Raw genomic sequence first — 22,115 nt, forward strand, 5'->3', positions numbered from 1 at the left:
ACTTATTTATCATAGAACAAATCACAGTTAGTTGCAATGACAACATTGTGTCATAAAAGCTTCATCCTAAACCCATTGGCAGTTGTTCATCTAGGTAAAAGAAAGCTGAATCCGGAGTGTTGAATTCCTTTTGCACTTGAAATCCGCTGTAGTTGACTTATACTCAAATTAATACTATTACTCAGGAATTGATAGTTTTTGAATTTCATTTATTTTGGAGGGTGGCGAGAAGAGTTGAAGGTATTTTGGAAGATTGCATTATTACTAGTTATCCTTCTCGCACTGTTTTATTTGATGGGAAGCAGGGTCCAGGAAAATGAACCTCTTGAGTCTCCGGTTAAACATGGGACTGCAATACCGGCTCCCAACAAGGAAATTGTAGAAATGACTGCTGGTCCAAAGAGACCCGAATCGGGGTTGTCCATATTTGTCGGAAAACCTTCGGAAAAGTTAGTGAACGCAATGGGGGAACCCGATAGGATTGAACCTTCTGCTTACGGTTATGATTGGTGGATCTATTCGAGCGATGTCCGGATGATGGCGGGAGTTGGTGAGGGTATTGTCAACCAGGTTTTCAGTGCAGATACTGGTTCAGATCTATCGCCAATCGTGGTTGGGCAGAATATTAATGAAGTATTCCGCTTTTCAATTATTGAATCTGAAGTTAATGTGGTACTGAATGAAAATATTTATACGTTCACATTGAATAGTCAGGACTTGAAGGATAGGATCCTGCTTAAATATGAGAACTTGTATGCGCAAGTATATGTAGATTCCGAAGACGAGATTATTGAAGGCGTCCGATTCATTGATCCGAAGACACTCGTCATCCATCAGCCGTATGACATGGAATTCATGGGAGAACTAGTTACAGCCAACAGACCATCATCGACGGTTCAAATGGAAGTTGACCGTTCGATGGAAAGGCAAATATTCGAATTGACGAATAGTTACCGTGAGCGTCATGGAGTAAGTTTGTTGAATAATGATTACTGGCTATCTTTACTTGCCCAAAACCATAGTAAGGATATGGCAATTGAAAATTACTTTTCTCATGAATCACCTTCTGCGGGAAACTTGTCGGAGCGATTGAAAAGTTTTGAAATCGAACATAAAAAAGCCGGGGAGAATATCGCTGCCAATTACGTGGATGCTATCGAAGCTGTCCATGGTTGGCTGAATTCTCCCGCGCACCGTAGTGTATTGTTGGATCCGGAGGCAACTGATATCGGCACTGGGGCGTACGGAAAATACTACACGCAAGTTCTCGTAAAATCCGACAAGAAAGAAAACATGAAACCGAGTCGTATGGAAAAGTAAATCACGGTAAGATCCAAGTCCCTTTTTCATCGGTAGCGATGCCTCTTACATAAAGAGGTATCGCTTTTTTCATTGCGTAAATGGCCGCACGTTTTTGAATGACTGGATGATCTGTTTCTAATAGCGGTAACAATTGATGGATGCTCATACTATCTAATTTTTTGGCGTTTTTCCCGAATCGCGGATCACTTGTCATGACACCGGGAACATCTTTAAAAAATTCTACATGTGATGCACGCAATGCACCGCCTAACGCAATGGCGGTCAAATCGCTGCCCCCTCTGCCAATTGTCATCACCTGGCCAAATTCATTGATTCCTTGAAAACCCGGGATGATGACACAACCGGATTCCCGTAAGCTGTCAACGATCATTGTAGGATCGATATCACTTATTGTTCCATCCCCAAAATCACCGGATGTCCAAATGCCTGCTTGAATTCCATGTAGGATTCTGTTCGGGATGCCCGCTTCTTCCAATTCGGCTGAAAGAATTGCTGATGCGATGAGCTCTCCGCATGAAGCTGCAAGATCACTTGCGGCTTTTGAATAGTTGAATGCGTCGGTCAGGCGTAATAACCGATCTGTGGAGTATGGTTCATCTCCTCTTCCAATTGCTGAAACGACCACTACGACATTTTGATGGTTTTCTAATCCGGATTTTATGTGGCCGATGCAATTTTTTCGTGTTTGTTTGTCTTTCATGGCCACTCCGCCAAATTTTTGAACTATCATTCTAGCTCCCAACTTTCTTCGTGTCGTTCGTTGCATTTCCTTCATACGATAAAGTATGGTTCGCTCTCAATATATTCGCTATTCATGAAAATTGTTCGGGAAGGGGAGGGGGCTTCTGTTACTATCTGAGATTCTGAAAGATTGGCCCTGTATGGTTTCGGGAAGTGTTGGTGTGCCGGTTAGCGGCATTACGGAGAGGTCAGGAAATGTGAAGGAAGGATTCATTTTCGTCGCAAGGAAAGGTGCTCGAGATGATGGGGTTTTGCATGTCCAAGAAGCGATTGAACGCGGTGCTGTCGCAATCGTCTTTGATCGCAATCAAAACACGGCTTTCGATGATATTCAGGAAATCACGCTAATCACAGTGCCTGATGGGCGGAAGTTCATTTCGCATGCCAGTGCCAAGCTTGCCGGGAATCCGTCCGAATCACTGAAAATCATTGCGGTGACAGGGACCAATGGCAAGACGACGGTTACGCATTTCATCGGCCAATTATTAACGATGCTCGGTGAGCAAGCGGCAGTCATCGGAACGACGGGAATTTTCATGAATGGCAGGAAAGTTATTTTTGATGTTCCTGAAATGACAACATTGCAAGCGGAATTCCTTCATCCGCTGTTGAAGAAATGCTTGGAAGCAGGCATGAAATATATAGTGATGGAAGCTTCTTCCCTAGGGCTATCAACATCCAGATTGGATCACTGCAAGATTGATATCGGGGTTTTCCTTAACATCGGGGTTGATCATTATGAAGAGCATGGTAGCAAGGAAGCCTATTTAGCTGCAAAAAAGCGGCTTGCGACGATGGCAAGGAATCTAGTTGTCAATGGCGATGATCGGCAATGTATAAGGCTAGTCGAAAACGCAAATAGGCCGGTCCATTTTTTCAATGAGTTGATGGTTGCGGGCAGGATGATTCCTTTCGACTTGTATCCAACCTGTTTACCGGGTAAGCATAATCGATTAAATGCCCTTGCCGCTGTTACTGTCATGGAAATACTAGAGTGGGATCCTTCTGTGACATTGCCTCTTTGTGATAAGCTCATATTGCCGGAAGGACGTTTGCAATGCTTGCGGGAAAAGGAAGTGAATGTCTATATCGATTATGCTCACACACCAGATGCTCTTCAAACGGTATTGGCTTCTCTCACCGAAGAGTCTACAGGCGAATTGATCACCGTTTTTGGCTGCGGAGGCAATCGTGATCGAGGAAAGCGGCCGCAAATGGGAAAAGTAGCAACAACCTATTCAACGAAAGTTATTATTACAACAGATAATCCGAGGAATGAAGAACCGTCTTCAATAATAGAGGAGATTCTGGCTGGAATTAACTGTGAAAAGGAAAAAGTCATTGTCGAGATGGATCGGAGAACGGCAATCGAAAAAGCGATACGATATGCCAAAGCCGGAGATATCGTTTTGATCGCCGGGAAAGGGCATGAGAGAACGCAGCAAATCGGGCAAGAACTTCTCACATTTTCAGATTATGAAGTAGCGGAAGAGGCATTACGTAAGAAGATTTAGTAAAACAGGTCGGAATGCATGCACATGAGACGCTTAATTTGGTATGATTAGTTGGAATGGAGGGAAAGCACTATGATGATGACGGATGAATGGATGTCAATCATTGAGCAATCAGAAACACTCTCCGACATGTTGCTTTCTTCTGAAATCGTTGAAGAATACAGAAGAGCGAATCATGCCGTTTATTCCGACAAAACGTTGGCAAAAGCGATCTATGATTTTACCAATATGAAGGAGCGTTACGAAGAAGTGCAGCGTTTCGGCAGATACCATCCTGACTATAAGACAGTCATGAAAGATATACGTATACAAAAAAGGGAATTGGATATGAATGAGCAAGTCGCGGCTTTGCGTCTTGCGGAGAATGATGTGCAAAGACTGTTGAATGAAGTCAGTGCAATCATTGCAGGAGCAGTATCCGATTCCATCAAAGTGCCCGCCGGGGATAGTTTTTTTGTGGATACATCTTGCGGGGGCGGGTGTGGTACGGGCGGAAGCTGTTCCTGCTCGGCTTAGGCAGTTATGTACCAGTAAGATAAAAAACGGTTGTCTGTCATTGAACAGGCAACCGTTTTTATTATGAATTTTGTTGGATGACTTCCATTGCAAGTGCCGGCTTGTCCGTGATGAAGCCCGCAGCTCCGGAGATTAAAAGCTTTTCAAATGTATCCTTGTCATTAATATGAGTATAGTAAACTGCAACATTCAAATTGGATAGAAAATTGATGAAGTTTTCTGAGTTCATTGGAAATGGACCCATTTTTTCAGCAATGCAGAATAAGTCGGCTCGTGGGTTGTATAAATGTCCGAATTTGCTTGAAAAGGATGCATACGCCTTTTTCACTTCGTCATTACCCGCTCCGATGACCACTCTATTTTGCGCATATAGATTGAAGCGGTCCGTTTGCTCGTCAAATGCGCTCATGACAATAACGCGCTCCTCTGATTCCATTTCCTCTAAAAGGCGCCATAGCTTGGATGGCATTAGACTGCCTTCGTATGTATCCGGCGAGTCCTTGAGATTAATAGCAATCAGCATATGAGGGTAGGCAGTCAGTAATTCACGTAAACTAATGATTTTCTCGCCTTTGCCACGAAAAGGAAAATGCCCATTGTCATCTTCGAACATATAACCTGCATCGGCTTTTTTCAATTCGTCTATTGTATAATCGGAAATCCTGCCGGAAAAATCAGTAGTCCGATCTGCAGTTTCATCATGGAAGAGTACGATTTCTTCGTCTTTTGTCAATCGGATGTCGACGGCGAATCCATGGACTCCGAGCTCTGCTGAATTTGAAAACGCTGCCATCGTGTGCTCAGGAGTGCTTGACATTCCACCGCGATGCGAAAGGACGACAGGGTCCTCGAATTCGAGTGCTTCCTTCCGAGGGCGTGGTTGGGGCTTGGCAACTACTTTGGATGCAGCCCAAGCGGCTACTCCGGCTGCTCCCACTGTGAGAGCCACTTTCGTTTTTCTTCCCATTTTCGTATCCTCCTCTACTTACGTATTCGTATACTTTCCTCATTATAATGGAAAAAACGGAAGATGTCAGCAATGTTCGGTTGCAGCCCATTTCTCTACTATGGTATTGTATGGGGTAGGAAAAGAGGGGAAAACCATGATTGATCGACAAGGGATAATTGTATATCTCCATCATTTGAAACAGGCCAAATCGTTACGCAAGTATGGCCATGTCCATTACATTTCCAGAAAAATGAAATACATTGTCATATATTGTGATCAAGTGGACGTTGATGATACAATCCGTAAACTTGAGCGCCTTCCGTCCGTTAAAAGGGTGTTGCCATCCTATCGTCCATTCGTTAAAACGGAATATGAAAATGTGAAACCAGACAAGGCGAAGGAATACGATTATAAAATTGGTCTTTAATCACAATGTATTCGCTTATTGTAAAGGCGGGACAAGATGATTAAGACGCAGTATTCCTGTTATATACTGATAGAACAATTTGGTGTCGGCAAATTCAGAGGAATGCTTCAGTCCGATGAAGATCGGTTCCTGTCCTTGTTGCAAGGAAGTTTCCTCGAAGAGTAGCCTTCTCTTTGATTTGGATTCACCTATTTGAGAAATACCTTCCCTGCATATGTAAACCGGCATGAAATTACTGTTCCGGGCTGGGCGGAATGCGGCTGCCAGGGAAATCGCTTGTCCGCCATTGGCTTTTGAAGAAAAAATGAAGGTTCTTAGAAGCCGGTGTTGATTCGTCTCGATTAGTTCCATCAGTTCGTAGACGTCTCCATACCCTTCACCTAATTCAATAAAATACTGTTGTAACATGAACGACACTACCTTTCATCAATCTGAATATAGTTCATCTTATCATTTTTTACTCGCTTTAAACATCCCTGGCGATTGAGGTGCAGCAATTGAAGATCATACTCCGCATAGTCGGTCTATTAGTCGTTCTAAATTCAGTTTTACTCTATATGCATTATAGTCGATTGGCAGATGCAAGCGGGACACCGGCTACGCAATCCCGGTACATCCAGGAAATCGAAGTGATCAACAGGACGGACGCTCTTTTCGTCAGGCATCACTTTCATAACTTGGACGGAGGACGTCACGAAATCCTTTTGCCGATGGAAAGCCGAAACGCTTCCTGTTATTTGGAAATTGAAACGTCGTGTGTGAGAATTAATGAAAATGCAACTGCGATATTGGAAGGGAAGGAGAGCCGGCAATCCATCTCCTACGAAATCCCAAAGGCCGAAAAAATGGTCAGTAGAAAGCTTTTCAGAGAACCATTCGCCTCTTTACGAAATGCGAGGTCGGATTCTACTATTCTACATGTCACCGATGAAAGCGGAATCGGTGGAATGTGGGTCAGCGGACTGGAATTGATCGGATCTAAAAAAATGGATATGGTCGATTATTCATTGTTCAAGGGAAAAGGCAAGGTAGCAGACCTCTATTGGCAAGAAAAGGAATTGCCCCAAACATATAAGGGAGGACGGCTCTCTATTTTCGGCGACTCGATTGATGCTGCTATAGCGGATCAACTAAATAGCGCTTTAGTGAAATTGAATGCCGGACATATTGTCATCTTGTTGGATTCGAAAGGAAAACCCCTTCAAACGTCAAGGTTTTTAATTACACAGCTAGAGCAGACGGAACTATCCGACTTGGTTTTAGACAGGGGTGTACGTTCGCAGTTCGCCATTTCCGATAAGGAACAACTTGTAGCCGGATTAGCCGCTTCGATAACCATAGATTCGCCGTCTGGTACAAAAGAGGCCAAAAAGGCATTTGAAGTATTGAAGCGTTCATTGTCAGCAGATCAGTATGATCGATTGAAGTCCCGCTTGGCAGAGAAGCAAGGTGAGCGATTGGATGCAGTCGAGTTGGATAAATTGATCGGCGAAGTTTGCGGATGGAAAACCTCTTTCGTCCAAAAGAACACGATAGGAGACTATCCGTTCATTTTGGAGGATACACGGATGATTACGATGAATGGTGAAGCCCAAGAAGATATTCAGGCCGTACTTATGGAAAAGCAAACACTGTATCCAGCAAACAAGGTTCTGACAAGGTTCGGCTATTCACTATCGACAAATGAAAATTCAATCTATATCGAAAGTGAAACCGAGAATTTCAGATTTTCACTACGTGATCCTTTCTATGTATTGAATGGTAAAAGATATGAATTACGTGAGAAGCCGTTTGTCCTCATCGATACTGAGTATTATTTTGAGGAAGATGCGTTAAGGCGTCTGTTCCAATTATCTATACAAAAAAACGAAGAGACAATCATCGTCAAGTCTATGACAGGAGGGGAATCGAAATGAGGGTCGTATCCGGATCCAGAAAAGGGACACCATTAAAATCATTGCCTGGCAATTTGACGAGACCGACTTCTGATAAGGTGAAAGAATCCCTTTTCAATATAATCGGTCCTTATTTTGACGGAGGAATCGCTGTGGAGCTATTTGGTGGAAGTGGTTCCCTATCGATCGAATCATTGTCAAGAGGAGCAGACCAAGCTTACATTTTCGAAAAAAATCCAAAGGCCTGCTCCATCATCCGTGATAACGTGGAAAAATGCAGATTCACAGACCAAGTACATATTAGTAGAAATGATGCAAGAAACGCTATTCGGGCATTGCCGGCCGATATTCAAATTGATTTGCTGTTTATTGACCCGCCGTATGCCGAAATAAAATTCTATGATTTGGCGGATCTGATGGCGGAAGCCGGCATGTTATCCGATGGGGCAATTATTATTTGTGAACATGATAAGCAACTGACACTTCCGGATGCCTATCAGGAGTTTCAAAAGACGAAAAATCCGATCTATGGAAACAGCGCAATTTCCATCTATATGAAATGAGGGAGCATCAATGACAAAAATAGCAGTTGTGCCTGGCAGCTTCGATCCGATTACGAATGGTCATCTGGATATTATCGAACGTGCAGCCAAAGTGTTTCCTGAAGTGAGAGTGGCTGTCATGAATAATTCATCCAAAAATCCTTTATTTACAGTGGAAGAGAGGATGGAGCTAATCAGTGTCGTCACATCGAAATTCCCGAATGTCATCATTGAGTCATCATCAGGTCTTCTTATCGATTATGCCCGTGAGGCAGGGGCTTCCGTCATCGTTCGTGGTTTGCGGGCGATATCCGATTTCGAATATGAAATGCAGATCACATCTATGAATAGAATGTTAGATGAAAGCATTGAGACATTTTTCGTCATGACGAAAAATCAATATTCATTTCTCAGTTCGAGCATCGTTAAAGAGGTTGCTCGGTATGGAGGAGATATATCTGCCCTCGTCCCTTCAGTTGTGGAAAAGGCATTGCGTGAAAAGTACATAGGTTAATAAGGTAATGGAATGGTTATGACATGAATTTTTGTCATAACCATTTTTTATAATAAGAAATATAAAATGATTGGCACAGTGATGACACTCCATATTCTGCTAAGGAAATATGGAAGAAGGGGAATATCGGCGGTTTTCGCAATGACAAATACTTGCATATGGATGCTTAAGCCGTTCAGTGAAATGATTGCAGCGATTAAAAAAGGGAATACTGGACTCGTGAAAAAATGGTCGGTCGCCGATTGGACACCTGAAGTCATCTCAAATATGGCCAGCAGGAATGTTTTTGTGAATCCCAAATCAATAGTGAAGGCCTTCGATATGGCAGACGTCAATACATTTCCAAGGGCGGAAAAAAAGATTACGGTAGTGGCGACGAGTATGATGACCGTGGAGCTTTCCTTTATTGACTCCAAAAAAGGAGAGCTTACACGTTTTTTGGGCACTGGAAGTTGTGAAGAATCCAATTCCTGCTGCCCCTTCTTCATGGCTACGAGCGTAAATAATAAAATAAGGATATTTGCAATATGAATAGCGGCCAAAAGTTTCCATCCCGATGTAGTATCTCCAAATAGCTCAGTCCCTACAAAGCCGAGTATGAACATGGGACCAGGCGCATGACAGGCAGCTAGCAAGTAGCCGCTTTCGCGTCTGCTCAACTCCCCGATTTTAACCATTTCCGTTACAGTGACCGCTCCGACTGGAAATCCTCCGAATGAACCGAGGACGTACGCCTTCATATATCGTTTCCAATTATTCTTTGATGGATTTTCCACAGGTACTTTCAAAAGCCACTGCGTCAAAATGATATAGGGAAGCAAATAAGGCAGCAAAGCGTGAACAAATAATTGTGCACCGGCTTCGGCACCGTCATGTGCGGTGCCGGGCTGCAAGATGAAGAGGATAATTAATCCCCAAATGACCACGATGCTGATCATAACTTTATTTGTTGCTGTGTATCTGAGACGTACTTCATTCATGTGCCTCCTTCAGCGATGTTAGATGCAAAACGTTGTCGTTTTTTTCTTTATACTGGATATTTTCGATGGTACACTAGTAACCAGCCAGCTATTCATGTCTAGCTTTGGATGCTAGCTACTCGGGTTTGGGGAAGCGCCCTCAGCTTTTCTTGTTATATATATGTCCCATCTGTACAGGCTATTAATGGAGGTGTGTGGGTATGAAGATGAAAAGGGTTGGATTGTATGCCGTCGCATTGCTTTTTCTATTGTTTTTATTCATTTATCCTCTCGATGCATACATATCGAAACCGGGTGGAGCTTATGATTTGGAGCCAATTGTAGAAGTCGAGGGCGGTGACAAGGATGATGTGGGCACATTCAGCCTAATGACAATTTCGATAGGGAAAGCAACACCATTTTCCTACGTTGCCTCTAAATTTTCCGACCGGATGAAGGTATTGCCCATCAACAAAGTGAGAAGGGAAGGGGAGAATGACAAGGAATATAACATACGTCAGAAAAAACTCATGTCAGATTCCCAATTCAACGCAATTACGATCGCATTCAGCAAAGCCAATATACCAGTCGATATTACGTATGATGGTGTCTTCGTCGTATCTGTCCTGAAAGGCGGAGCGTCTGATGGCAAGCTTCAAACTGGAGATAAAATTCGCTTTGTTGATGGTAGGCAGTTGAATGAGGCCGGACAGTTTGCATCGTCGATTTCCGGAAAAAGCAAAGGCGATAAAGTGATGGTCACCATAGAACGGGATGAGAAGCTCATAGATGTTGAAATCATTTTACGCCCGATACCCAAATCCGAAGGTCGTATCGGTCTAGGTATCGAATTCCAGGAGGACCGTGAGCTGTCAACTGATCCTAAAGTGGATATCCACACAGCCGATATCGGCGGACCGTCTGCGGGGCTTATGTTCACTTTGGAAATTATGAATCAGCTGCTTGACGAGGACATAACGAAAGGATACAACATCGCTGGTACCGGTGAGATGTTATCTGATGGAACAGTCGGCCGGATAGGCGGAGCAGATTTCAAAATCATGGCAGCTGATCGTGAAGGAGTGGAGATCTTTTTCGCCCCAAACGATTATTTGCCGGATGAAGTTCGGCAGAAGAATCCAGGCATTATGACCAACTATGAGGAAGCCGTAAAAACAGCAGAAAAAATAGGTACGAAAATGAAAATCGTACCTGTAACAACGATAGATGACGCCTTGGATTATTTGAAGGACTTAAAAGAGAAGTGATCTTCCATAATCGGCGATATTTGATAATCCAAGCCGATTTTGGAGGCACTCGTCCCTTTTCCTAGAGCTAAAGCATAAATATCGGATGCGGTGATGTCCATAGCCAATGAAGGATCGGAAAATGATGCGACTTTGCTTATAAGGGGCAAAGATAATTCCTTTTTCCGGCCGTTTAAGTAGGTACGTCCTTCATTGGTCATCCCGAGTAATCGCAAATAAGTAGGCTTTTCCATTTCAGCCCGCCTAATTTTCGTGAAGCCGGTCAGTATATGTGTTAGCATCCGTTGTATCCTAGTCCAAGTATAGCGCTTTGATTTCACTGCATCCATGAATGATTGAAAGGAATCCTGTGATTGCGCCGCACGGAAGATGAGATTTTCAATTCCTTCCGAAACATCTGCAATTGTACGTAACCGGTCAGGTCCATCCCGTAAAATCATGAAACGAAGGAATGGATAAAAGCTCTCCCAGTTGCCGAATACTGCTCTTTCCGATTGCCATTCTTGCAACAATTGTTTTGTCACAGGCGGAATGAAATTGGAAACTTCATCTAGCCTTTCCGAGCCGAAGAACGATTTCCGGATGCCTGTCGCACTTGCGATTTTTTGACTATCCAATGAGTCATCATGGTAGCCGGCTCCCATCCGTTTGATTGTCACGGCTTTCATTGATGAACCGATCGACTTCGCGGCTTCCATGTAATGGAACCCTAAAATGTTATTCGGCATAGTCAAGTCGGCAACGGGAATAGAAGATTGTCCCGCGAGAATTGTTTTGTACGCTTGATTCAACGCCATTGGATAGCTTACGCCTTCCACAACAGCAGCTTTTACTGCTGTTTCATATTCATCCGTATGGCGTTCAATCAACTGTAAGCTATTTTGAAAAGGCTCTATAGTACCGTCTTCACTTCCGAAACAAAAAGCGCTGCATCCTGCCGCGTCGAGCAACTCGATGGCCCCTTGAGCAAATGCTTGCGCGTTTCCTGTTGCAAATCGGTAAGGAAGTTCGAATACAATGTCCACGCCTGAAGCCAACGCCATCTTCGTACGTGTCCATTTATCGACAAAAGCCGGTTCGCCCCTTTGCAGGAAATTGCCGCTCATAACTGCGATGATGACATCGACGCCAGTTTCTGATTTGGCCTCCTTAACATGGTAGACATGTCCATTATGCAAAGGATTATATTCAACGACGATGCCTGTAGCTTTCAATTTGTCCACCCCTTCGATATAATCTAATTGAATTATACGTTGTTGAGATTTAGGTGACAAGAAAATATCTTGACATCCCTTTTTATCCATTATATAATCAACAGTGTTGTCTTGAGGTGATATAGACGTGAAATGGTCAATTCATCAACTACAGAAATACAGACAAGGAGCATTGCCGCTTGACGAAGCGGTCAACCTTGACTCCGTCAAAAAACGGAATCCGGAAATCCGGGATATTAAGCCTGTCCACGTAACGGGAAGCTGTATAATCGGTTCAAAAAAACTGACTTGCCATTTCCACCTCGAAGGTGTAATGACATTACCCTGTTCACGAACATGGGAAGATGTCGAATTTCCATTTTCGGTGGAAACAGACGAGCAGTTCAGTTGGGACGAAGCCACACTTGCCACGGATGATAATATACACCCGGTAATCGGGGAAATTATTGATCCGACCCCCATCTTTGAAGAGTTGATACTTCTGGAAGTGCCTTTGCAGATTTTCAGCGAAAATGCTGATGAGATGAAAAGCGCTGAGGGTAAAGGGTGGTCTTACACGACCAATGAAGAACATGAAGAGCGGCTCCGTGAAGAGAAGAAGAAAGTTGATCCGCGTTTGGCGGGCTTAGCTGATTTTTTCAACACGGACAAGGAATAGACGATACTAAGGAGGTGCCTCAAATGGCAGTACCAAAAAGAAGAACTTCAAAAACATCTAAAAGACTTCGTCGTACGCATATTAAGCTACAAGTTCCAGGCATGACAACTTGTGACAATTGCGGCGATATGAAACTTGCGCACCGCATTTGTAAATCTTGCGGTCATTACAAAGGTAAAGAAGTAGTAGGGGAATAATATTCTCTGCTTAAAGACCACCGTGAGGCCATGGCTCCGGTGGTCTTTTTATATTATAAAATGGAGGGTGGCCGCAATCAGATGCGTCAAAGGTCCCGAAAGGACGATAACTTTTGAGAAGTGACCGATAACTCGATGATCTTGATTGAAAACTCTCGGGAAATGACCGATATCCGTCAGGAAGTGATCGATATCTTTCATCCAACTACCAAAGGAGGGATTTGCATGTCCTATAAAATTGAAATCACTGATGGAATCGCCACTTTCATTATCAATCGTCCGGAAATGAGAAATGCAATTAACGGTGCAGTCATGGACGGTCTCGAAACCTTTTTAACAAAAATAGAAACTGATAACAGCATAGCGTACGCAGTCATAACAGGAGAAGGCGACCGAGCATTCTGTTCAGGCGGCGACCTGTCGGAATTCCACGGTTTCCGCACGGCAGACGAAGCTTATCCGATGCTGAGCAGGATGGCAGGATTATTATATAGACTGTCGACATTGCCGGTTCCCGTTATAGCAATCGTCAACGGAGCAGCTGTTGGCGGAGGTTGTGAAATTGCGACTGCATGCGATTACAGACTCGTCTCTGCATACGCAAAGGCAGGATTCATCCAAGGAACACTCGCTATAACAAGCGGATGGGGAGGCGCGTCGCAACTGTTTGCTAAAATGAACAATCATGCTGCCACGCTGAAATTATTGTCTGAAGCGAAAGTACATACAGCACAACAGTTGCAAACAATCGGATGGGCAACGGAAGTTTATGATGGAAATCCACAAGATGGTTTAGACAATTTCATTTACAATATGAAAAATATACATCCATCCGTACACAGAGCATATAAGAAGATAGCGATTGCAAACTGGAATCAATCCGGAATCAAGGAACGCATGCTCGAAGAAGCCGCCCAATGCGCTCAACTATGGGAAAGCGATGCACATCACGAAGCCGTCGCAAACTTCCTGAAGAAAAAATGATTTAGCTAGTGCAATGAAGCCGGAATCAAATATATCGGGCATTTAAGGTCAGATAATGATAGGAATTCAGATAAATAGTTGAAAACGGTTTCATTCATCGTATAAACTAGTAATGGGGAGAAATTAAAACAATGCAACTAAGGGGGATGCCTATATGAATAAGATACTTATTGCGAATCGTGGGGAAATCGCATTGAGGATCATGAAGACATGCAAGCGGCTCGGCATCAAGACTGTAGCTGTGCATTCGGAAGCCGATGAACATATGCCGTTTGTGAAATACGCAGACGAAGCCTATGTTATCGGACCTGGTCCTGTACTCCAGTCCTATTTGAAAGCGGATGACATTATCGAAATCGCATTGAAGGTGGGAGCGGATGCCATTCATCCAGGCTATGGGCTAATGTCCGAAAACGCTGCATTCGCCCGCAAAGTAAGCGATGCAGGCTTGACATTCATCGGCCCCGACGCTGAAACGATTGAATTGATGGGTGATAAAATCGCTTCACGAATGAAGATGAAAGCCGCTAGTGTACCGGTTGTTCCGGGAACCGACGAAGGGGTCGCCTCTTTGGAGGATGCGATACATGCGGCAAATATGATCGGCTATCCAATCATGTTGAAAGCGAGTGCCGGCGGTGGCGGTATTGGAATGGTGCGTTGTGAAAGTGAGCAAGCGCTCAGTCAACATTTTCAATCCGTCAAAACCCGTGCAAAATCCTATTTCGGAGATGATGTTGTTTTTCTCGAAAAGTTCGTCGAGAATGCTCGTCATATCGAAGTACAGATATTCGGTGATGATAAAGGGAACATCGTCCATCTGTTTGAACGGAATTGTTCCGTGCAAAGACGCAACCAGAAGGTGATCGAAGAATCTCCTTCCCCATCATTGTCAGAAGAAGTGGCAGAGAGGCTGTATGAAGCTGCTGTTGCTGCTGGGAAAGCCGTCAACTATCGGAACGCGGGAACTGTGGAATTTATTTTATCCGAAAACGATGATTTTTATTTTCTTGAAATGAATACCCGATTACAAGTGGAACATCCAGTTACTGAAGAAGTGACCGGCTATGACCTTGTTGAATGGCAGATCGAAGTGGCAAGCGGCAATGAATTGCCGGTCAAGGATCAGCAACAGATCAAAAGTTCAGGCCATGCGATTGAATTCCGTATTTATGCGGAAGATCCCGCAACATTCATGCCCTCGCCAGGAATAATCCGCAAAATGGACTGGAATGATTCAGCCAATGTGCGCATCGATTCAGGTTACGAGGAGGGCGGAAGCGTTACGCCGTTCTATGATCCGATGATTGCTAAAGTGATCGTCCATGCAGAAGGTCGACAAGAAGCAATAAACAAAGCGGAAGAATTCTTCACTTCCTTTACGATTGAAGGAGTTAAAACAAATATTCCACTCTTTCAGAAGTTCATAGGATCAAAAGAATTCGACCATGGCGATTATACTACAAACGTTTTAGCGGAATGGTTGAAAACCAAAAAGGAGGAAGTGGAAAAATGACACAAGTAAAAGCTGCAATGGCAGGTACAGTATTTACAGTGAACGTTGCTGAAGGTGATGAAGTACAGGCGGGCCAAGTGATCATCGTCCTTGAATCGATGAAAATGGAGATTCCAGTAGAAACAGAAATTGGAGGCAAAGTGACATCGATCAATGTCCAAGTCGGCGATTTCGTGAATGAAGAAGATGTACTTGCGGTTATCGGGGAATAAGGACAGCTGGTTCTACAAATCGGCAGCCTGAAGGGTGAATGTGATCGGGAGGGGAAGAACAATGACGAACATGACAGAGCAGACGGGTTATAATGAAAAACTGAATGAAAGACTTGAGAAGGTGTTGTCGGGAGGTCATCCGAAATATCACGAAAAATTGATGGAGCAGAATAAGCTGTTCGTGCGTGATCGACTCAAGCTCCTTTTCGACGAAGGTAAGTATATGGAGGATGGCCGCTTCGCAAACTGTGAAGCTGACGATTTGCCAGCGGACGGCGTCGTTACCGCCATGGGGCAAGTGAATGGGCAAACTGTTTGTGTCATGGCGAATGATTCAACAGTGAAAGCCGGCTCATGGGGATCAAGAACGGTTGAGAAGATTATCCGCATCCAAGAGATTGCCGAAAAGAATAGAGTGCCGATGTTGTATCTTGTCGATTCTGCAGGGGCTCGTATTACGGATCAACTTGAAATGTTCCCGAATCGTAGGGGTGCGGGAAGGATCTTCCATAACCAAGTGAGGCTATCAGGCTTCATCCCTCAAATCTGTCTATTGTTCGGGCCTTCGGCGGCTGGGGGGGCGTACATCCCTGCATTTTGCGATATTGTCATCATGGTGGAGGGGAATGCTTCCATGTATTTGGGATCCCCGCGGATGGCGGAAAAAGTGATCGGCGAGAAAGTGACGTTGGAGGAGATGGGCGGAGCGAGAATGCATTGTTCCGTCAGTGGATGCGGTGATGTCCTTGTTGAAAGCGAAGAGCAAGCAATCAGTGAAGCACGTCGCTATCTAGGCTTTTTCCCGGCTAATTTCACCGAGAAACCTTCCGTCATAGATGCAGTCGCGGCCAAGACGGGAAGATCACTCGAAGAAATCATTCCCGAGAACCAAAATGCGCCGTTCGATATGTACGAAGCAATCAATGCGTTGATCGATGAGGACAGTTTCTTTGATATTAAGAAACTATTCGCTCCGGAACTTATTACCGGACTTGCGCGTATTGAGGGTCAACCTGTTGGAATCATTGCAAACCAACCGAAAGTGAAAGGGGGCGTCCTGTTCGTCGACTCGGCGGATAAGGCGGCCAAGTTCATTACTTTATGCGATGCATTCTCAATTCCGCTTCTGTTTTTAGCGGATGTCCCCGGCTTCATGATCGGTACCAAAGTAGAACGAGATGGCATTATCCGTCACGGTGCTAAATTGATCATGGCAATGAGCTCGGCTACGGTCCCTAAAATATCCGTTGTTGTCCGGAAAGCTTATGGTGCTGGACTTTATGCAATGGCGGGTCCCGCATTTGAACCAGATGTTTGTATTGCGTTGCCGACAGCGCAAATTGCAGTGATGGGACCGGAAGCTGCGGTCAATGCGGTATATTCGAATAAAATCGAAGCGATTGAGGATCCGAAAGAGAAAATTGCTTTTGTGCAGGCGAAACATAAAGAATATAAAGAGGAAATCGATATTTACAAGATGGCTTCCGAGCTGATAATTGATGAAATCATCGCGCCTTCAGACTTGCGGAGTGTGCTTGCCGACCGATTCCGTTTTTATTCGACAAAAGAACTTCCGTTGCCACCTAAAAAACATCCCGTGTATCCTGTATAATCGAATATAAGGTAGAATAAGGGCGCCTTTTCCGAAGGTCGCCCTTTTTAAAAAGGGGGATTTGCATGGATGTTGTGATCGCTGGAGCGGGTTCTATCGGTTTGTTAATAGGCTCTTATTTGGCGGAAGCGGGTTTGAAGGTCGTGTTTTTTGTAAGAAGGGAAGAGCAGGCAACTCTCATTCGGCAAAAGGGAATCAGTCGCATTAATGGTGATCGGTCAGAAACAGTATTAGAAGTGGATGCACAAACAGATGTCGGGAAACTGCCGGAGAATGCCTCTTGGATAATCTCGACGAAGTATGAAGGGGTAGCGCCAGTCGTTGAGGTGATTCTCGATAGAAATATAATGAATCCGGTAATGTTCGTTCAAAATGGGTATGGTCATTTCGAGTTTATCCGTGGAACTTCAATGTCGGACGTGTTTTTTGCGACTGTCGAGCATGGCGCAGGCCGATTGGATGACCGGACTGTTTCCCATAACGGCGTAGGTACGATAAACATTGCTCCTTATCGGGGCGATGAGACAAGTTTTGATTTCATGCAAGCTGTTAGCTCAGCTGTATTTCCTGTGGCATATACGAAGGATGCCCACCATATCATTTTCCGGAAAGTGCTGATCAATTGCATGATCAATCCGTTGACAGCGATTTTGCAAGTGAGGAACGGTGAATTAGTCCGGAATCCTAATGCCAAACTACTTTTTGATCAGTTATATGATGAACTTATGGCTGCATTTCCGGAAATGAAAAATGATTTGCCGAAAACCGCTGTTGAAGGAATATGTAGGAGAACAGAGAACAACAGATCTTCCATGTTGACAGATCGTGAGAACAGGAATTCTATGGAGATAGAGACAGTGGTATCATCTGTCCTTCAAATGGGTGAACGCCGCGGCGTCCGCTTGCCGCTATTGGCAACGCTTGAGAAATTACTGCTTGCGATAGATAGGAGTTGATTGGCGATGGTGAATGTTCTCCTGTCGATCCTTACGGGGATCATTGTTGTATTTCCATTTGTCATTACAATCGTATTCCTGATATTTATGAGGAGGATGGGGAAAGCTCCTGCTGCGGTCATTGGGAAAGCTGCGGATTTTACAACCCCTTTTTTATTTTTGTCAGTATATATCACATCAATGACCATTTTTGGTAAAGGTATGGGTTTTTATATTACTTCGATCGCCATTCTCATCGCAATTATCCTTACTGTTGTTGAAAGGGTGAAGGAGAAAGAGTTTAAAATAGGACGTGTTATGCAGAAAACATGGAGATTGTTTTTTTTATTGCTCTCACTTTCCTATATCATTCTTCTTGTAATCGGTATTACCTTTAACATACTGGAATATGTAAAATGACAGGGATTTCATTCAGGTGACAAGCGTATATTTTTCATTCCGATGAATGAGAATGATATACTCTGTTCAAACCAGTAAAAAGGGGCATCAATGATGGAAATCAAGTCAATGGCATTGGATAATGAAAACAAGGTAATGCAGTTTTACAATCATGACGAACAATTCATACATAATTTTTTTGACTATAGAAATGAAAACCGTTCATACCCTGACAGGCTGAAGGAGCTATCCGGCCGTCCATTCTTAAGGAAAGAACTTTCTTCTGTCATCCGTTCCTTCATGGAACCATTTGGAATTTCAAAGAAAGCTTCAACATATCTAGATGAACTTTCCGAAAACGGAGTTGTTGTCGTCGGCGGCCAGCAAGCGGGCATTTTGACAGGGCCTCTCTACTCTGTCCATAAAGCGATTACGGTCATCCTGCTCGCGGAGCAAAAAAGGAAAGAGCTTTCCGTTCCGGTCATACCTGTGTTTTGGGTTGCTGGCGAGGATCATGATCTGAATGAAATTAATCACGTCTATACGGAAAATCCTTATGGGATTATGAAACATAAGTATCCCGAGAAATTCATCCTGAAATTGATGGCATCCGACGCAACTTATTCCCAAAAGGAAATGATGGCATTTGTGGAAGATGTTTTTCGTCAGTTCGGTGAAACGGAGCATACGAGGACTTTGATGGAGGAAGTTTTGACCGCGGTCGAAAAGGAAGAGACATTCACCGGGTTTTTCGTCAGACTGATGAACGGACTTTTCCATGAACAAGGACTTTTGTTCATTGACTCGGCGTATAAACCATTGCGTGAAATCGAAAAAAGCTATTTCGCTCAATTCATTTCTGAATCCGATGAGCTCGCTAAATTGGTCGTTAAGAAAGAAGCGCAGTTTGCAGAGCTGGGACTCGGTAAGCCGATTGAAGCTGAAGAGGATGCTGCGCACCTGTTTTATGTGCATGAAACTGGACGAGTCCTTTTATCGAAAAAGGATGGACATTTTGTAAATGACAGTACAGGCATCCGGTTCACAAGTGAGGAAATGATGAGGATCGCTGTTGAACAGCCCTGGCTGTTGAGCAACAATGTCGTAACACGTCCTGTCATGCAAGACCTAGTCTTCCCGGTTCTCGCTTTCGTTGGCGGGCCGGGTGAAATTGCCTACTGGGCTTTATTGAAAGAGGCTTTCCAGCTTTTCGGAATCCGTATGCCGATCGTTGTTCCACGTGTTTCAATGACATTGGTATCCAAGCGCGCGAAACAGGCAATGGAGTCAATTTCATTGACGATGGAAGATGTACTTGCCGGAAAAGTCTTCGAAGTTCGGGAGCGGTTCATCGATTCATTGCAAAATGAACGGTTTGAGAGACTGCTTGCAGAAACAGAGATGCAACTGAAAGGAAAGTATGAAGAACTGACAGAAGGTTCAAGTGCATCGATGCGTCAGTTGCTTGAGAAGAATTTGAAATTCCATGAAAAACAATTGGATTACCTAAGGAAGAAGGCAGAAGAGGAGTTATTGATCCAACACCAAACGGCTCTCCGTAAATATAGCATCCTTGAGAATGAGCTGTTGCCGGATGGATCACTGCAAGAGCGGATTTTCACGCCTTATCTCTTCATGAATCAATATGGCCCAGATTTGGTTCAAGGTTTGCTTCGCCAACAGATCAAAATGGATGGAACCCATCAGATCATCTATTTATAAATGATGAAACAACGCCGATGCAGGCATTTACAGACTGCATCGGCGTTTTTTATGGGTTTATGACGTTCGGAAACTATGATTGAATGCAATCTATATCTCAATGAAACAAGTACTATATACATATTTTACAATGAAAATAGTTTTTGAGTGGAGGAATGTGGAGGGATGTGGTACATTAAAAACATATAGTGGGGTGAAGAGTATGTTCATGGGCGAATATCAGCACACTGTAGATGCAAAAGGCCGTTTGATAGTCCCGTCAAAATTCAGGGAATATCTGATGGATGGCTTTGTGCTGACTCGTGGATTGGATAACTGCCTCTTCGGTTACCCTATGGAGGAATGGAAACGGCTGGAGGAAAAATTGAAGGCGCTGCCGGTTACGAAGAAAGATGCCCGCGCATTTGCCCGGTTCTTCTTCTCAGGGGCCACTGAAGTTGAAATAGACAAGCAGGGCCGTGTCAATATTCCAACCTCATTACTCGACTACGCGAAAGTTGAAAAGGATTGTGTCGTCATTGGCGTTTCAAGCCGAATTGAAATCTGGTCTAAATCTTCTTGGGATTCCTATTACGACGAGTCAGAGCAATCATTCAATGAAATCGCGGAAAACATCATCGACTTTGACTTTTAATACGATAATTATCAATTGGAAAGTAGGCGGTTTCGATGTTCGATCATATAACAGTTTTACTTCATGAAGCCGTCAATGGGCTCAACATTAAACCGGATGGCATTTATGTCGATTGCACACTTGGCGGAGCGGGACACAGTTTAGAAATCGTGAAGAAGTTGTCGGCAAATGGCAGACTCATCTGCTTTGATCAAGATACGACAGCAATTGATGCTGCCAAATTGAAGTTAAACGATTATTTGGAGCAAGTCACATTCATCCACTCCAACTTCCGGTATTTGAAAGACGAACTGGCAAAGATAGACGTGCATAAAGTGGACGGAATTCTATACGACCTCGGTGTTTCCTCACCGCAGTTGGATACGCCGGAACGTGGATTCAGTTACAATCACGATGCCTTACTTGACATGCGCATGAATACAGAGGCGGCATTGACTGCTTATGAAGTGGTCAATGAATGGCGATATGAAGATCTGGTGCGCATCTTTTTCAGGTATGGTGAAGAGAAGTTTTCCAAAGGGGTCGCCCGCAAGATCGAAGAAGCGCGGAATAATGCACCGATCAAGACGACAGGCGAGCTTGCAGAGTTAATCAAAGAAGGAATCCCAGCTGCCGCTCGCAGAACCGGTGGACATCCGGCGAAAAGGGTTTTCCAAGCAATACGGATAGCGGTGAATGATGAGCTAGGGGCAGCGGAGGATTCATTAACCGACGCTTTAACTGTCTTGAATCCCGGTGGACGCATTTGTGTCATCACATTCCATTCACTGGAAGACAGACTTTGCAAGACAATCTTCAAAGAAGCGTCTTCCATGCCGGAACTACCGCCGAATTTGCCGATTGTTCCAGAAGGGATGGATCCCGAATTCAAACTGGTTACGAGAAAACCGATCCTTCCAAGTACAGATGAAATTGAAGTGAATAAAAGATCCAGGTCTGCAAAACTGCGGATCATAGAGAAAAAATAAAGGGGGAACTTGTAAATGGCATTGGAACAGAGAAGCTTTCAAATGAATACGGTCCATGAGGTACATGCACCACAATCACCAAAGACAAATGAAACACAACAGCCGGCGAGGCGTTCACGAAAACTTTTCTCTACAGGAGAAAAATTTCTGTTCGTGCTGTTCGCGGCAGTTCTCGTACTTTTCTCTACAATGATTTTGCATACTCAAGCCAAAATCAATGATACGAACAAGGAAGTGCAATTAATCAACAAGGAAATCGACGAAACGGCAAAACAAAATACAGAATTGTCCATACAAGTGAGCGAGAAATCTACATACGAAGTTATTTGGAATAAAGCGAAGGAGCTCGGCTTGAACCTGAATGAGAAAAACGTAAAGGTCGTGCCTGGACGATGAAAAAGAAATTTCGATTTCAA

The 22,115-nt window shown here is 44.0% G+C and carries 25 protein-coding genes; 20 read left to right on the forward strand and 5 right to left on the reverse strand.

All coding sequences use genetic code 11. The features are described 5' to 3' along the window. Positions 1-234 precede the first annotated feature (234 nt). Positions 235-1,320 (forward strand): CAP domain-containing protein, encoded by a 1,086-nt coding sequence (locus OC538_RS00425; protein WP_262172839.1) that lies wholly within the window; start codon positions 235-237, stop codon positions 1,318-1,320. Position 1,321: 1 nt separating this feature from the next. Here OC538_RS00425 and OC538_RS00430 read toward each other — a convergent pair whose 3' ends face one another. After that, complete coding sequence (locus OC538_RS00430) at positions 1,322-2,098, reverse strand: aspartate kinase (RefSeq protein WP_316044258.1); 777 nt, start codon at positions 2,096-2,098, stop codon at positions 1,322-1,324. Between the two features lie 106 nt (positions 2,099-2,204). Here OC538_RS00430 and OC538_RS00435 point away from each other — a divergent pair, with 106 nt between their 5' ends. Together OC538_RS00435 and OC538_RS00440 are read left to right on the forward strand one after the other, a co-directional pair. Beyond that, positions 2,205-3,578, forward strand: a complete 1,374-nt coding sequence (locus tag OC538_RS00435) for a Mur ligase family protein (protein WP_262172842.1) — start codon at positions 2,205-2,207, stop codon at positions 3,576-3,578. 72 nt (positions 3,579-3,650) lie between these two features. Continuing rightward, positions 3,651-4,094 (forward strand): YlbF family regulator, encoded by a 444-nt coding sequence (locus OC538_RS00440; RefSeq protein WP_251694911.1) that lies wholly within the window; start codon positions 3,651-3,653, stop codon positions 4,092-4,094. Positions 4,095-4,155: 61 nt separating this feature from the next. Here OC538_RS00440 and OC538_RS00445 read toward each other — a convergent pair whose 3' ends face one another. After that, positions 4,156-5,061: a glycerophosphodiester phosphodiesterase family protein gene (locus OC538_RS00445; protein ID WP_262172843.1), complete on the reverse strand. Its 906-nt coding sequence runs from the start codon at positions 5,059-5,061 to the stop codon at positions 4,156-4,158. A gap of 136 nt (positions 5,062-5,197) precedes the next feature. On the opposite strand from OC538_RS00445, the gene OC538_RS00450 reads away from it, so the two are divergent. After that, entirely contained in the window at positions 5,198-5,470 is a 273-nt protein-coding gene (locus tag OC538_RS00450) for a YlbG family protein (protein ID WP_251694909.1), read from the forward strand. Between the two features lie 15 nt (positions 5,471-5,485). Here OC538_RS00450 and OC538_RS00455 read toward each other — a convergent pair whose 3' ends face one another. Further along, positions 5,486-5,878, reverse strand: a complete 393-nt coding sequence (locus tag OC538_RS00455; protein ID WP_262172845.1) for a methylthioribose kinase — start codon at positions 5,876-5,878, stop codon at positions 5,486-5,488. 89 nt (positions 5,879-5,967) lie between these two features. Here OC538_RS00455 and OC538_RS00460 point away from each other — a divergent pair, with 89 nt between their 5' ends. From OC538_RS00460 to coaD, 3 genes are read left to right on the forward strand one after another with little or no spacing between them, the layout of a single operon-like run. After that, entirely contained in the window at positions 5,968-7,386 is a 1,419-nt protein-coding gene (locus OC538_RS00460; protein ID WP_262172846.1) for a hypothetical protein, read from the forward strand. Continuing rightward, positions 7,383-7,928 carry a 16S rRNA (guanine(966)-N(2))-methyltransferase RsmD gene (gene rsmD / locus OC538_RS00465; RefSeq protein WP_251694906.1) on the forward strand — a complete coding sequence of 182 codons (546 nt, stop codon included), beginning with the start codon at positions 7,383-7,385 and terminating at the stop codon, positions 7,926-7,928. The genes OC538_RS00460 and rsmD overlap by 4 nt, the downstream gene beginning before the upstream one ends. Positions 7,929-7,938: 10 nt before the next feature. Further along, entirely contained in the window at positions 7,939-8,421 is a 483-nt protein-coding gene (gene coaD, locus OC538_RS00470) for a pantetheine-phosphate adenylyltransferase (RefSeq protein ID WP_251694905.1), read from the forward strand. A gap of 47 nt (positions 8,422-8,468) precedes the next feature. On the opposite strand, the gene OC538_RS00475 is transcribed toward coaD, so the two are convergent. After that, a complete protein-coding gene (locus OC538_RS00475; protein WP_262172848.1) occupies positions 8,469-9,401 on the reverse strand; it encodes a hypothetical protein in 933 nt (310 codons plus the stop codon). Positions 9,402-9,601: 200 nt separating this feature from the next. Here OC538_RS00475 and OC538_RS00480 point away from each other — a divergent pair, with 200 nt between their 5' ends. Continuing rightward, positions 9,602-10,648 (forward strand): SepM family pheromone-processing serine protease, encoded by a 1,047-nt coding sequence (locus tag OC538_RS00480; protein ID WP_262172850.1) that lies wholly within the window; start codon positions 9,602-9,604, stop codon positions 10,646-10,648. On the opposite strand, the gene OC538_RS00485 is transcribed toward OC538_RS00480, so the two are convergent. Then, positions 10,621-11,862, reverse strand: a complete 1,242-nt coding sequence (locus OC538_RS00485; protein ID WP_262172851.1) for a nucleotidyltransferase — start codon at positions 11,860-11,862, stop codon at positions 10,621-10,623. The genes OC538_RS00480 and OC538_RS00485 overlap by 28 nt on opposite strands. A gap of 127 nt (positions 11,863-11,989) precedes the next feature. Between OC538_RS00485 and OC538_RS00490 the strand changes: the two genes are divergently transcribed. From OC538_RS00490 to ftsL, 12 genes are all read left to right on the forward strand, one after another. Beyond that, entirely contained in the window at positions 11,990-12,520 is a 531-nt protein-coding gene (locus OC538_RS00490) for a YceD family protein (protein WP_251694901.1), read from the forward strand. A gap of 23 nt (positions 12,521-12,543) precedes the next feature. Next, positions 12,544-12,717, forward strand: a complete 174-nt coding sequence (rpmF, locus tag OC538_RS00495) for a 50S ribosomal protein L32 (protein ID WP_251694900.1) — start codon at positions 12,544-12,546, stop codon at positions 12,715-12,717. Between the two features lie 225 nt (positions 12,718-12,942). Beyond that, on the forward strand, positions 12,943-13,701 hold the full coding sequence (locus OC538_RS00500) for an enoyl-CoA hydratase/isomerase family protein (protein ID WP_262172855.1): 759 nt from the start codon (positions 12,943-12,945) through the stop codon (positions 13,699-13,701). 154 nt (positions 13,702-13,855) lie between these two features. Then, on the forward strand, positions 13,856-15,217 hold the full coding sequence (locus OC538_RS00505) for an acetyl/propionyl/methylcrotonyl-CoA carboxylase subunit alpha (protein ID WP_251694898.1): 1,362 nt from the start codon (positions 13,856-13,858) through the stop codon (positions 15,215-15,217). Then, on the forward strand, positions 15,214-15,429 hold the full coding sequence (locus OC538_RS00510; RefSeq protein ID WP_251694897.1) for a biotin/lipoyl-binding carrier protein: 216 nt from the start codon (positions 15,214-15,216) through the stop codon (positions 15,427-15,429). The genes OC538_RS00505 and OC538_RS00510 overlap by 4 nt, the downstream gene beginning before the upstream one ends. Positions 15,430-15,499: 70 nt before the next feature. Beyond that, the gene (locus OC538_RS00515) at positions 15,500-17,041 is read left to right on the forward strand and encodes an acyl-CoA carboxylase subunit beta (protein WP_262175032.1); all 1,542 of its coding nucleotides are present in this window, start codon (positions 15,500-15,502) and stop codon (positions 17,039-17,041) included. A gap of 65 nt (positions 17,042-17,106) precedes the next feature. Further along, the gene (locus OC538_RS00520) at positions 17,107-17,997 is read left to right on the forward strand and encodes a 2-dehydropantoate 2-reductase (protein ID WP_251694896.1); all 891 of its coding nucleotides are present in this window, start codon (positions 17,107-17,109) and stop codon (positions 17,995-17,997) included. Positions 17,998-18,003: 6 nt separating this feature from the next. Beyond that, positions 18,004-18,396: a DUF3397 family protein gene (locus tag OC538_RS00525; RefSeq protein ID WP_251694895.1), complete on the forward strand. Its 393-nt coding sequence runs from the start codon at positions 18,004-18,006 to the stop codon at positions 18,394-18,396. A 93-nt stretch (positions 18,397-18,489) separates the two neighbouring features. Beyond that, entirely contained in the window at positions 18,490-20,097 is a 1,608-nt protein-coding gene (gene bshC / locus OC538_RS00530) for a bacillithiol biosynthesis cysteine-adding enzyme BshC (RefSeq protein ID WP_262172861.1), read from the forward strand. A gap of 202 nt (positions 20,098-20,299) precedes the next feature. Then, a complete protein-coding gene (gene mraZ / locus OC538_RS00535; RefSeq protein ID WP_251694893.1) occupies positions 20,300-20,731 on the forward strand; it encodes a division/cell wall cluster transcriptional repressor MraZ in 432 nt (143 codons plus the stop codon). Positions 20,732-20,766: 35 nt separating this feature from the next. Then, entirely contained in the window at positions 20,767-21,699 is a 933-nt protein-coding gene (rsmH, locus tag OC538_RS00540; protein ID WP_262172862.1) for a 16S rRNA (cytosine(1402)-N(4))-methyltransferase RsmH, read from the forward strand. A gap of 15 nt (positions 21,700-21,714) precedes the next feature. Further along, entirely contained in the window at positions 21,715-22,095 is a 381-nt protein-coding gene (ftsL, locus tag OC538_RS00545; RefSeq protein WP_262172863.1) for a cell division protein FtsL, read from the forward strand. The last annotated feature ends 20 nt before the right edge of the window (positions 22,096-22,115 follow it).

Origin of the sequence: Saccharococcus sp. Marseille-Q5394, assembly GCF_946901335.1 — a bacterium.
Classification (GTDB): Bacteria; Bacillota; Bacilli; order Bacillales_A; family Planococcaceae; genus Sporosarcina; species Sporosarcina luteola_C.

What these genes read in the sequence shown, in the direction of transcription:
- OC538_RS00430 (WP_316044258.1), bottom strand. Translation starts at nt 2,098, where the DNA reads ATGAAGGAAATGCAACGAACGACACGAAGAAAGTTGGGAGCTAGAATG.
- OC538_RS00435 (WP_262172842.1), top strand. Translation starts at nt 2,205, where the DNA reads ATGGTTTCGGGAAGTGTTGGTGTGCCGGTTAGCGGCATTACGGAGAGG.
- OC538_RS00440 (WP_251694911.1), top strand. Translation starts at nt 3,651, where the DNA reads ATGATGATGACGGATGAATGGATGTCAATCATTGAGCAATCAGAAACA.
- OC538_RS00445 (WP_262172843.1), bottom strand. Translation starts at nt 5,061, where the DNA reads ATGGGAAGAAAAACGAAAGTGGCTCTCACAGTGGGAGCAGCCGGAGTA.
- OC538_RS00450 (WP_251694909.1), top strand. Translation starts at nt 5,198, where the DNA reads ATGATTGATCGACAAGGGATAATTGTATATCTCCATCATTTGAAACAG.
- OC538_RS00455 (WP_262172845.1), bottom strand. Translation starts at nt 5,878, where the DNA reads ATGTTACAACAGTATTTTATTGAATTAGGTGAAGGGTATGGAGACGTC.
- rsmD (WP_251694906.1), top strand. Translation starts at nt 7,383, where the DNA reads ATGAGGGTCGTATCCGGATCCAGAAAAGGGACACCATTAAAATCATTG.
- coaD (WP_251694905.1), top strand. Translation starts at nt 7,939, where the DNA reads ATGACAAAAATAGCAGTTGTGCCTGGCAGCTTCGATCCGATTACGAAT.
- OC538_RS00475 (WP_262172848.1), bottom strand. Translation starts at nt 9,401, where the DNA reads ATGAATGAAGTACGTCTCAGATACACAGCAACAAATAAAGTTATGATC.
- OC538_RS00480 (WP_262172850.1), top strand. Translation starts at nt 9,602, where the DNA reads ATGAAGATGAAAAGGGTTGGATTGTATGCCGTCGCATTGCTTTTTCTA.
- rpmF (WP_251694900.1), top strand. Translation starts at nt 12,544, where the DNA reads ATGGCAGTACCAAAAAGAAGAACTTCAAAAACATCTAAAAGACTTCGT.
- OC538_RS00500 (WP_262172855.1), top strand. Translation starts at nt 12,943, where the DNA reads ATGTCCTATAAAATTGAAATCACTGATGGAATCGCCACTTTCATTATC.
- OC538_RS00505 (WP_251694898.1), top strand. Translation starts at nt 13,856, where the DNA reads ATGAATAAGATACTTATTGCGAATCGTGGGGAAATCGCATTGAGGATC.
- OC538_RS00510 (WP_251694897.1), top strand. Translation starts at nt 15,214, where the DNA reads ATGACACAAGTAAAAGCTGCAATGGCAGGTACAGTATTTACAGTGAAC.
- OC538_RS00515 (WP_262175032.1), top strand. Translation starts at nt 15,500, where the DNA reads ATGACAGAGCAGACGGGTTATAATGAAAAACTGAATGAAAGACTTGAG.
- OC538_RS00520 (WP_251694896.1), top strand. Translation starts at nt 17,107, where the DNA reads ATGGATGTTGTGATCGCTGGAGCGGGTTCTATCGGTTTGTTAATAGGC.
- OC538_RS00525 (WP_251694895.1), top strand. Translation starts at nt 18,004, where the DNA reads ATGGTGAATGTTCTCCTGTCGATCCTTACGGGGATCATTGTTGTATTT.
- bshC (WP_262172861.1), top strand. Translation starts at nt 18,490, where the DNA reads ATGGAAATCAAGTCAATGGCATTGGATAATGAAAACAAGGTAATGCAG.
- mraZ (WP_251694893.1), top strand. Translation starts at nt 20,300, where the DNA reads ATGTTCATGGGCGAATATCAGCACACTGTAGATGCAAAAGGCCGTTTG.
- rsmH (WP_262172862.1), top strand. Translation starts at nt 20,767, where the DNA reads ATGTTCGATCATATAACAGTTTTACTTCATGAAGCCGTCAATGGGCTC.
- ftsL (WP_262172863.1), top strand. Translation starts at nt 21,715, where the DNA reads ATGGCATTGGAACAGAGAAGCTTTCAAATGAATACGGTCCATGAGGTA.